11 protein-coding genes and 4 tRNA genes are annotated in these 10,717 nt (G+C 33.2%); 7 read left to right on the top strand and 8 right to left on the bottom strand.

The genetic code is table 11. The annotated features are described in order from the left end of the window. Window positions 1-57: 57 nt before the first annotated feature. The 3 genes from ABZC13_RS10570 to ABZC13_RS10580 all read left to right on the top strand — a co-directional run bounded on the left by ABZC13_RS10570 (window position 58) and on the right by ABZC13_RS10580 (window position 2,394). Window positions 58-558 carry an HIT domain-containing protein gene (locus ABZC13_RS10570; RefSeq protein WP_373003295.1) on the top strand — a complete coding sequence of 167 codons (501 nt, stop codon included), beginning with the start codon at window positions 58-60 and terminating at the stop codon, window positions 556-558. After that, complete coding sequence (locus ABZC13_RS10575; protein ID WP_373003298.1) at window positions 548-1,840, top strand: peptidoglycan DD-metalloendopeptidase family protein; 1,293 nt, start codon at window positions 548-550, stop codon at window positions 1,838-1,840. The genes ABZC13_RS10570 and ABZC13_RS10575 overlap by 11 nt, the downstream gene beginning before the upstream one ends. 119 nt (window positions 1,841-1,959) lie before the next feature. Further along, window positions 1,960-2,394 carry a globin domain-containing protein gene (locus tag ABZC13_RS10580; protein WP_373003301.1) on the top strand — a complete coding sequence of 145 codons (435 nt, stop codon included), beginning with the start codon at window positions 1,960-1,962 and terminating at the stop codon, window positions 2,392-2,394. Window positions 2,395-2,551: 157 nt separating this feature from the next. Here ABZC13_RS10580 and ABZC13_RS10585 read toward each other — a convergent pair. From ABZC13_RS10585 to ABZC13_RS10600, 4 genes are all read right to left on the bottom strand, one after another. Further along, window positions 2,552-2,626, bottom strand: a tRNA-Gln gene (locus ABZC13_RS10585). Window positions 2,627-2,752: 126 nt separating this feature from the next. After that, a tRNA-Met gene (locus ABZC13_RS10590) sits at window positions 2,753-2,829 on the bottom strand. A 13-nt stretch (window positions 2,830-2,842) separates the two neighbouring features. After that, window positions 2,843-2,917, bottom strand: a tRNA-Gln gene (locus ABZC13_RS10595). A 16-nt stretch (window positions 2,918-2,933) separates the two neighbouring features. Beyond that, window positions 2,934-3,010: transfer RNA gene (locus ABZC13_RS10600), tRNA-Met, on the bottom strand. 253 nt (window positions 3,011-3,263) lie between these two features. Here ABZC13_RS10600 and ABZC13_RS10605 point away from each other — a divergent pair. From ABZC13_RS10605 to ABZC13_RS10615, 3 genes are all read left to right on the top strand, one after another. Beyond that, entirely contained in the window at window positions 3,264-4,292 is a 1,029-nt protein-coding gene (locus tag ABZC13_RS10605) for a bifunctional 3,4-dihydroxy-2-butanone 4-phosphate synthase/GTP cyclohydrolase II (protein WP_373003304.1), read from the top strand. Window positions 4,293-4,435: 143 nt separating this feature from the next. After that, entirely contained in the window at window positions 4,436-6,106 is a 1,671-nt protein-coding gene (locus tag ABZC13_RS10610) for a response regulator (RefSeq protein ID WP_373003307.1), read from the top strand. 90 nt (window positions 6,107-6,196) lie between these two features. Beyond that, on the top strand, window positions 6,197-7,063 hold the full coding sequence (locus ABZC13_RS10615) for an FAD:protein FMN transferase (protein WP_373003310.1): 867 nt from the start codon (window positions 6,197-6,199) through the stop codon (window positions 7,061-7,063). On the opposite strand, the gene ABZC13_RS10620 is transcribed toward ABZC13_RS10615, so the two are convergent. The 4 genes from ABZC13_RS10620 to ABZC13_RS10635 all read right to left on the bottom strand — a co-directional run bounded on the left by ABZC13_RS10620 (window position 7,034) and on the right by ABZC13_RS10635 (window position 9,846). After that, entirely contained in the window at window positions 7,034-7,480 is a 447-nt protein-coding gene (locus tag ABZC13_RS10620; RefSeq protein ID WP_373003313.1) for a hypothetical protein, read from the bottom strand. The genes ABZC13_RS10615 and ABZC13_RS10620 overlap by 30 nt on opposite strands. Further along, entirely contained in the window at window positions 7,464-7,937 is a 474-nt protein-coding gene (locus ABZC13_RS10625) for a hypothetical protein (RefSeq protein WP_373003316.1), read from the bottom strand. Before ABZC13_RS10625 ends, ABZC13_RS10620 begins: the two co-directional genes overlap by 17 nt. After that, window positions 7,937-8,464, bottom strand: a complete 528-nt coding sequence (locus ABZC13_RS10630; RefSeq protein ID WP_373003319.1) for an FMN-binding protein — start codon at window positions 8,462-8,464, stop codon at window positions 7,937-7,939. Before ABZC13_RS10630 ends, ABZC13_RS10625 begins: the two co-directional genes overlap by 1 nt. A gap of 137 nt (window positions 8,465-8,601) precedes the next feature. Then, complete coding sequence (locus tag ABZC13_RS10635) at window positions 8,602-9,846, bottom strand: porin (protein WP_373003322.1); 1,245 nt, start codon at window positions 9,844-9,846, stop codon at window positions 8,602-8,604. Window positions 9,847-10,015: 169 nt separating this feature from the next. On the opposite strand from ABZC13_RS10635, the gene ABZC13_RS10640 reads away from it, so the two are divergent. After that, window positions 10,016-10,717: DUF695 domain-containing protein (locus tag ABZC13_RS10640; protein ID WP_373003325.1), on the top strand; the 702-nt coding region annotated here is incomplete at its 3' end.

Raw genomic sequence — 10,717 nt, forward strand, 5'->3', positions numbered from 1 at the left:
AAAGCTAGCCTCTTTCGAGGCAGAACGTAGGGTTTGTTATTTTAATAGGAGTTAATTTTGGAAGATATACTTTATGCACCTTGGCGAGATGAGTATGTGACAGGTAAAAAGATAGATGGTTGTGTTTTTTGTCATATAAGCTCTCATGCAGATGATGATACTGAGCAACATGTTCTTTACAGAGATGAATACTGCTTTATGGTTATGAATATCTATCCATATACTCCCGGTCATTTTATGATTATTCCTCATATGCATACGGATAAACTTGAAGATCTTCCTGCTGAGACTTGGCTGCATATGAGTGCTTTAGCTCAAAAAGGTGTACGACTTTTAAAAGAGGGTCTTAAGTCTCAAGGCGTAAACATAGGTATGAACTTAGGTAAAGCCGGTGGAGCAGGGATAGCTGAACATGTTCATATGCATCTCGTTCCAAGGTGGGAAAGGGATACTAATTTCATCACTTCTATTGCTCAGACAAGAGTCTACTCAACTGATTTTGACAAGATATATCAAAAGATTAAAAGTCTCATTCCAAAATATATAGATGCTAACTAGGTTTGTATATCTTTTATTCATCTTACAACTCTCTCTAAGTGCTACGGAGTATCCAAAAAGCTTTGCAAAGATGGGGACTCCGCTTTTTAAATCAACAGAGTCCATAAAGAAGTTATCAGATATAGAATATTCAAAAGAGTATATGAAGTCTGCAAACAAGGCAATGCAAAGTGGATTTGCAGTCGATAAATCTAACAATGATCAAGATAAAAAGAAATATCTCTTTGAGCTAAGAGAACTTCAAAAACAATACAACAAATTTTTACATCAACTGCATAAGAACATAGACTCCTCTATAAAAAACAAAGATTATGATACATTTTATAAACTTACATCTTATGAGTTAGATGGACTTTTAAAGAGTAGGGCTTTGTTGAAGAGATCTATAGAATTTTATAAAAGCAACAAAAATAAAAAGAGAAGTGAGTATTTAGAAAAAAAAATAAACTATAAAAAGATGATAAAAGCATCAAGCAGTGTCGTATATACAAAAGTAACTAAAGCTACTTACAACCAATCTAATAAAGGTGAAAAAAACAGAAGCGTTGATCTCTTTGTTAAAAAATCATCTAAGCATATAACTGTTTTTGCGCGTAATAATAATCCATTCAGCATTACTATAAATGTAATAGGAAAGTATAAAAATCTAGGTTATGCAGATGTAGCTCATACTTTTTCACTCAAACCTGACTCTACAAAAGAGTATATAAAACTATATAAACGAAAAGGCTCTTACTCATATGGCTTTAGCTATAGCTGGATAAAGGGTTCTATGGATGCTAAACATGATGACAGTTATCAATATAGACTTCCATATGCTAGAGGTACATCTAAAGTTGTCTCACAAGGTTACAATGGTAGTAGCACACATAAGGGTGCAAGTAGTTATGCAGTAGACTTTATTATGGATGTAGGGACAAAAGTCTATGCTGCAAGAGGTGGTAGAGTAGTCGATATAAAAGAGGATTCAGATAAGGTCGGTTATAGTGAATCTTTCGCAAAGTATGGAAACTTTGTAACTATAGAGCATGACGATGCAACATTTGCCACATACTACCATCTAAAAAAATTTGGTGCCTATGTAAAGGTCGGAGAGAGCGTAAACAGAGGAGATCTTATAGGTTACTCGGGTAATACAGGTTACTCTAGTGGACCTCACTTACATTTTCAAGTATACAAGACAACAGATGCAAGAAGCACCGAGTCTCTTCCTGTAAGGTTTTTAACAAATAATGGTGTTATTGTAAAACCGAAGAAAGGAAATTCATATACAGCTAAGTAGATGTGAAATATCGAAACTATTTTATATCACAAATAACTAAAAAAAATATCTTTAGTGCGCATTCTATATTTAGTGTGATATAATTATTTGTAATTTATTTATATTTAGGAAAGTTTTTTATGCAAGAACTATCACAAAAACATATAGACATAGTAAAAGAATCTGCTGAATTAATCACAGCTAACGATTTAGAGATTACTAATAAAATGTATGAAATCCTATTTTATAAATACCCGCACTTAGAGATGCTTTTTGAAAATGCTCCTAATAACCATTTTGTTAAACTTGCCGAAGCCCTCTCTTTATATGCTGTCAATATAGACAAGATAGAAAAGCTGACTCCAGCCTTAGAATTGATAGCTATAAAGCATGTAAAAGTAAATATCCGTCCCGGACATTATTCTATGGTAGGTATGGCTCTGATTGAAGCGATAGAAGAAGTTCTAGATGAAATAGCTCCTATAGGTTTTATAGACGCATGGAGAGAAGTTTACAAATATGTTTCAGATATATTAATTGAGATGGAAAATAAGCTATATAAAGAGTTAAAATAGTTACTTTTCGTCTTCTTTTTTTCTAGTTAGAATAAAACCAAATATTCCTATAATCCCTAAAAATACTAGAGTTCTTATTACGATAGTTAAACCATCTGTTTCAGCCATAGTATGCCTTTAAATATATAGTATATGTATTGTTGATTTTTTATGTCGGTGGATGGGGTAGAGGGATTCGAACCCCCGAATGCCAGTACCAAAAACTAGTGCCTTACCGCTTGGCGATACCCCAACATTGAAAAATGTGACGAAATTTTATCATATGAAACTTAGAATTCTATAAAATATAGTGCGTTTTTAAAGATATTTTTTTAAAAGTTTAAATTTGTTTGTGAAGTTTATTATTGAAGTGTGTAATTGGTTGCGGAAACAGGATTTGAACCTGTGACCTTCGGGTTATGAGCCCGACGAGCTACCGAACTGCTCTATTCCGCGACATTAAAAAGAGTGGATGGGGTAGAGGGATTCGAACCCCCGAATACCAGTACCAAAAACTAGTGCCTTACCGCTTGGCGATACCCCAACATTAAAAATTGAATTGGTTGCGGAAACAGGATTTGAACCTGTGACCTTCGGGTTATGAGCCCGACGAGCTACCGAACTGCTCTATTCCGCGGTGTTTAACAAACTCCATTACCATGTTTGTTGGAGCGAAATTATAGACAAATAGTATTTTAAAGTCAAGCATTTTATGGACAAATTTAAAAGAAAGATTGTAGTTGTGCAATAAGGGATTTAAGTTACTACTATTTAATGGAGTTTAATATTATAAAATGAATGTGATATTTTATGCAGTTTAGCTAAACATAATAGCTCAAATTAAACTATAAATTGTATAATTTGCGAAACAATTTATATAAAGAGAATATATGACACCTACACAAAGAGTTTTAGAAGCAATAGAAGAGATTAAAAAAGGGAAAATGGTCATCATGTGTGATGATGAAGATAGAGAAAATGAGGGTGACTTAGTATATGCATCTGCATTTTCAACTCCTGAACATGTTAACTTTATGGCTACGCACGCAAGAGGTTTAATCTGTGTTGCACTTAGTAAATCTATAGCTACTCGTCTTGACTTAAATCCGATGGTAAGTTCAAATACCTCTTCTTATGAGACAGCTTTTACAGTATCTGTAGATGCTAAGAATGCTCTAACTGGTATTTCTGCTGGTGAGAGAGATGATACTATTAAAATCCTTGCAAATCCTATCTCGCACGCTGACGAGTTAGTTAAACCTGGACATATATTTCCTCTTATAGCTAAAGATGGTGGTACACTTGTTAGAACAGGACACACAGAGGGTTCGGTTGATTTATGCCGTTTGGCAGGTCTTAGTGAGTCTGGAGTTATTTGTGAAATAATTAAAGAAGATGGAACAATGGCTAGACGTGATGACCTTGATATCTTTGGTGAACAGCATAACCTTAAAACTGTTTTTATCTCTGATATTGTCGAGTATCGTTTAGCAAATGAGAGACTTGTAAAAGAGACTGGCGTAGAAGAGATAGACTTTTTTGGTGTAAAAGTTAAGCAACATACTTTTTTAGATCACGACAATGTAGAACATACTGCTATAGTCTTTTATAATGCAGGTGAAGTCTCAAACGTAAGAGTTCATAATGTTATACCGGACATTGAACTTCTTTTAAATCAGAAAAAATATAATAACCTTGTCAACTCTATAGAGTACCTTAAGCAAAACAGTGGTGTTTTAGTTTTTATCAACAAAACAAATCATCAAGATAATGCAGCTATGAAAGAGATTGGAACGGGTGCTCAGATCCTAAAATCTCTTGGTATTTCTAAGATGAATCTTCTAACATCTCTTAAGCAAACAGAATTTGTTGGTCTAGGTGGCTTTGGGTTAGAAGTAAATGAAATAGTAAATATTTAATATATTTTCCTTCTTTTTTTGAGCCCATATCTTAGGGCTCATCCTCATGATTTTTTTTAAATTGACATGTATCAAGCCGCTATTTATTGCACTTTGTATATAATGATTATTAATATGAACGAATAAGATAATATGATGATAAAATGGTGACAACTCCAGTACTTATAGTTGATGATAGTCCAATGATTATTAAAATTATAAAAAAAGCATTACTAGCTAACAGCATTGATGGTTGTTATTTTGATGAGCAGAATATGTATACTGCATCAGATGGTATGGAAGCTTTTGGAAGAATGGGTGAAGGTCACAAAATCAAGCTTATTATCAGCGATATCAACATGCCTAACCTTAACGGAGATGAGTTTGTAGAGATACTAAAAGATACCGGAAAATTAGAGGAGTTACAAGTTGTTTTTGTAACTGCATCTTCTACAAAACTTGTTCTCTCCCCTGCAGTCAAAGAAAATACTCTTGGTGTTATATATAAGCCATTTAGGTTTGATGGCTTTATTGAAAAAATAAAAGATTTGCAGAAACAAAAAGCTTTAAAAGAAACAGAATTAGAACGTATAAAAGAGCGACAGATCGAGAAGAAGAAGTTTATTGAAAAGATCTGTCTTATATATCTAGATGATCTTAATCTAGACTGGATTACAGATACTTTAGACACTTTAATAAATGAGACTTTTAGTAGTGCAGAGATATCAGAAGAAGATTATCCTGAGATGCTTTACTCCATACTCTCAACATATCTATTTGAAGAAAATATAGTACATACTACAAACAGCAAAAGAATTTCATGTATACTTAAAAATCATGGTAGAAAACTAGAATTAAGTGAAAACCGTTTTGCGTTAATTGATGGTTTTAAATCACAACTAAAAGAGGTGAACTCAAAAGAGCTAGAGCCAAAAGGAGTACCTGCGACATTAATTACTCCACTTTTTGATAAAATCTCAATTGCTACTGTTCAGGTGAAAAAGTTTCCAAAACTAAAGACAAAGCTGTATGCACCAAATTTTGAATATATTGTAGAAGAGCTTACAAAACTCGATTGTGACTTTAATGATGAGAAACTTATGAAACTTATGTTGGAACAAAAAGAAATAGCTGCATTTTCACAGTTTATATATGACTTTTTAGATAAAAATGAAGTAAATAAAAGCGTAAAATCTGTTGCTAAGTCTGAAGCATTAGGTCTCGAACTTACAAGACAATTCAACAAGCTCTTAAATAATATTTCTGCTTTGTCTCGACACTACTGTGGAAATATAGAGTTCTATATTTGGAAAAGAGCTAGAGCGTCCAATGAGATATATGGGTATCTTAAAAAAAATATGTCTAAGTCAGTACCCAGCAGTTCAAGGTTTTTGCTTCATAGGGGCAAAATAACTACTACAGAGATGCAACCTTATCTTCCATATGAGAAACAAAAAGTTTTGGTGCTCTCAAACTCTCTTCAGACACTTGGTGTATTTAAGGGTGTTGTTAATGAAATGTTTTCTAAATGGAACTTTTTATGCTTTACAAAAGTATCTCTTTTAGATGCTTGGCTTAATAGTAATATACCTGATAAGATAATAATAGATTATAGTTTTAAAAGTGCTGTCTTTGATGATGGTATAAAGTTCTTAAAATTAGCAATGAACAAGTATCCTGTTATCAAAGATGCAGTTAGTATGGATCAACTATATTTTATTGCAAATGCTGATGACTATGTAAAATTAAATAAATATAAGAGCAGTCATAACTTCTCTATAATTCAAGAACCTCTGACTCTAGAGGGTATTTATGAGACACTTGTTTACGACTAAGGATTTCACATCAGACTCTTAATCATAAGCTTACTTATCTTCTTCGGAGTGTTTCTCGAAGCTCAAATACTATCCAGAACACAAATTATTATGTCAACATTCATAACTATATCCGTAGATGAGAGAGATAAGCATCTGCTAGAGCATGCTTTTAGAATTATGAAAAATATTGATGCCTCTTTATCTTCATATAAAACAAGTGCTGTAATCTACAGGCTAAACCAAAACAAAAAAGTAGAGTTGGACAGTTACTCATATCAGGCTCTAAAACAGAGTAAAGAACTATATAAAAATAGTGATGGTTACTTTGATGTCACTATAGGTTCTATTACAAAAGACTTGTACCGCTTTGGAGAGCAAGAGAGAGTTCCTTCAAGGCAAGAACTCTCAGATGCGAAGGTGAACTTCAAAGGTCTTCATTTTAACAGGAACGAGGCTTCTTTAGCTAAAGATATAAAGGTTGATCTTGGTGGTATGGGGAAAGGTTTTGGAGTTGACAAAGTAGCTGCATACTTTAGAGCAAACAGTGTAGAAGCTAGAATCTCTGCGAGTGGAGATATCCGTTGTTTGGATATCTGCTCCATTGATGTTCAAAATCCATTTTCCGATGATAAACTACTATCGTTTAAAACATCTAAAAAAGATCTTGGAATCACAACAAGTGGAAACTACAACAGATATGTAAAATCTACTAAAAATAACCATCTGATAAATCCAAAACTAAAAAGTTCGCAGACAAAGTTTGTGTCTATAACTTTGATAGGAAGTATGAGCAGCAGTTTTCTTGACGCTTATGCGACAGCTTCAAGTGTGATGCCACTTGAAAAAGCTTATGATTTTTTAGACTCACAAGAACTTGCATACATAGTTTTACAAAGTGATGGAGATATGAGGATAAGCTCAAATATTAACGAATATACAAACTCTTTAGTCATAAATAATACTGTGAAGAAGTAACCAAGATATATAAAGTACCAAAGCTAAAAAAACGAAAAATGATAGCAGTTTTAAAAGTGCAGCAAATTCAAAACCGTTTACTATAAGCATCGGTGTAAATATCTCCAGTATAGCACTGAAAAAAGTCAGGTAGATGACTGTTAAAGTACTTTTTTTATATCTGAGTTTTGTAAAGACTAAAAAGTGTAAAAGTATCATAGAGATAAGTCCAAATGAAAATATATGAGGCAAGGCAGTTTTGAGTATACCGCTTGTACTCTTTGCAGGTATAAATTTATCCTCATTACCTAGATAATAATCAACTATTCCACCGTAGCTAAAGCCTATCTTGTACTCAAAAAGCATAACAGCACTAGCTATTAGAAGTAGTGAAAAAACAAGATAGTAGACGATGGAGAGTTTATACGCCCTTTGCATAAAGCTTCCAAAATGAGTATAAAATCATATAAATAGCACTTAGATGCCAGATGAAAAAAGTAATAACATATATATAAACAAATATAGCAGATACGAAGTAGGCAAGGGCGATAGCTATCAGAGAAGTTATAGCACTAATCATAAGAGTATTAGTCATAAAAGTTCTGCTTCTATTTGCCAGACGGATAAAAACAGCACTAAGAGTAAGTAGAATCATCATCATAAAAAATATCTCTACATGCCAAAACTCTAAAAATGAAGCTTTTGTAATAGGGTCTATAAAATTTTCTTCACTTCCAAATAGTGTGATATTTATTGTCTCTACGGATATGCCAAAACCAAAAGATTTAACTAGAACATCTGAGATAATATATAGAAGTATAAAGCTAAGAAAACCAGTGAGGATAAGTCTCATGGCATTATCTTTTTTTATGTTGTTTATGAGAGTAAACTTCACTACTTAGCCTTTAGCATCTCATTATAAAAAGCAAATGCAAGTCGTGAAGAATCTGTTATGCTTCTAGCACTTAGTGTTGCACCTGTTATTGTAGGTATTTCTCTGCCAACGTTTAGTTGTTTATCTGTAGGTATATTTTCAAACTGAGAGATCCATTTTTTTGACGGTATATACTCCATAGGCTCATTAAAAGCAATGATTTCTATACTTAGAAGAGTGGACTCTTTTGAAATAAGGTAGAGAACTACAGCATTTTTTGAGCGGACTTTATTATTTATCAGAACACCATAACCTAGAGTCTTACCATCTTTTGTAGCTTTAAAGGTTCTAAATATCTTAGAACTGAGTTTTACTTTTGCATTTGTTTGTATTGTCTTTGCTTGCTCATTGTTTATAAGAATGTTTTTTTTCACTACAGTTGCGTGAGTGCCAAAACTCTGCTTCATTGCATCTATAGGTGAGATTAGTACATTTGCACTTATAGGAATAGTTATAAGCATAAACATTATTAGGTATATTTTTTTCATATTAGTTTTCTTTATTTAAAGTTTTTAGGATTGTATATGATTATTTTTCAATTGTCAATTATCATTGTCAATAAAAAGAGGTTTGCATGGTCTCGGATGCAAACCTCTGTGTTAAACAGGAGAATGTTTTACGTTTTTTAGAAAATGAATCCCATAGAGATACTTGTAGTATCTGTATCAACTGCACCTTGGCTTGCCATTGCATAGTCAAGTTTTAGTACAACTTGCTCATGAGGAAAGTAATTTATACCGACTGTAGTTGTATCAAGTCTGTCTCCAGAAGTTCCATCAGCTCTTTTTTCTTCAGGGTTGATACTCTCATATTGAACAAAGACAGGTAATTGTTTTTTTATAGATGTAAGAGATAAAACATCAAAACTTGCATTTACAAAACCACCTTGTGCACTTTCTACTGCATTAGCAGCTATATCTGCAGCATCTGATCTATCCGTTTGAGTATAAACACCATAGACTCTTGCACCACTGTTTTTATAGTCTAAATGCACATCGTACATATTAGTAGTAGAGCTTTTTCCGTTTACTGATGGAGCAGTGTATACTGAAGCACCTACTAAAAGACCATTTATACCTGTGTAATCAACTCTTGCTACAAAAGCAAGGTTAGCATCTGTCTGTTTAAATGAACCGCCGCGACCGTCTCTTAACCACTTAGAACCTGTAATTCCTGTCTGAAGAGCGCTCACTGCGGCAAATTTGTATGATAAGTTATCGATTATATCACCATAAACCATAGCACCACTTTCATGCCACGTAGACGGAATCAGATTCTTTGATGTATTTGGTCTTTGAACGGTAGTAAATAGCGTAGGCTCATGTCTCTCATTTATAAGACCCATAGGCATTAGCATATTACCGACTCTGATGTTGGCATGTTTGTTGATTAAAAAGTCAAGATACATAAACTCAACTATAACTTCTCCACCCTCAGCAGTACCACCATTGTTCGCTACACCCCCGTGCTCAAACTCGATCTCTGTATTTAAGATAATGTTATCACTGAATTTATAACCTATATATGGAACAAATCTATATACATCTAACGTCGTTTTATCTGCATTATTATTTGTTTTTGCATCTGAGTAATACATCTCTCCGTAACCACCAATACTTAGAGGAGATTTTGAGTAGTAAACTTTAGAAGCAGCACTTCCAAGACCACTATGTGATTTTTTAGTATCAACTACAGTGTAGTTAAATCCTGTTTTTAAGTCACTTGTCTCATCAACTAATGTCTGTGTCATCTCACGTAGTTCTTTAACTTCTTGCTTAAGAGCTTGAATGTCTGCTGATTCACTTGCATACGCAGTGCTGCCTAGTAATAAAAATGCACTTAGTGCTAATGTTGTTTTTATTGTTTTCATATGGTTTCCTTTTAGTAATGATATTTGTTATCATCAAGTTGTAATTGAATTGTAACTCAATAATTCTTAAATGAATATAAAAATGATAATTGTTATTAATATGAAAAAGTGTAAACAAAAGGGCTTAATAATAAATTAGCTATAATAAATAAAAAAATATAGAGAGTATATGAGAGAAATATTTAATAGAGAATCAGATAATGCCGAAGTTGTTATTGAAGTAAACATCGAAGCGACAGATGCAAAAGATATGAACCCTTGGTTACTCAGCATATTTGTAAAGTATGATGGATTGAACGAAACACAAGAGGGATATGAAGAGTTTTTAGAGACTAAAGAATCTCTGATTATTGCACTGGAGCATCAAGAGAGAGCAAAGTATGTCGGAAGTAGAGTGCTTGATGGCTGGAGTGAATTTTATTTCTATGCATATGACTCTAAAAAATTAGATGCAATTACTAGTAAAATTCTGACTCCCTCAAACTATGTTTATGAAAGCAATGTTGTTAGAGACGCTAAGTGGGGGTTTTATGAGACTCAACTCTTTCCAACAGAGTTAGAGTTTTGTCATATCCAAAGTTCTAAGATAATCTTCTTGCTTGAAGAAGAAGATGAAAACCTTACTATAGAGAGAGATGTAGAACACTATATCTCTTTTGAAACACCGACAAATAAAAATAGATTTATAAATACACTTGATCTTGAAGGGTTCACTTTTAAGGATGAGATAAGCTCTGAAGAATTTGAACATGGAGTCGCTCTTGTTAAAAAGCATGCTGTAACAGAAACAGAAGTTAAAAGAGTTGTTGATGAACTTTTTGCTAATGTAAAAGAAAACAACGGTTATTACGAGGGTTGGAGTACTACTTTA

The organism is Sulfurimonas sp., from assembly GCF_041563035.1.
Taxonomy (GTDB): Bacteria; Campylobacterota; Campylobacteria; order Campylobacterales; family Sulfurimonadaceae; genus Sulfurimonas.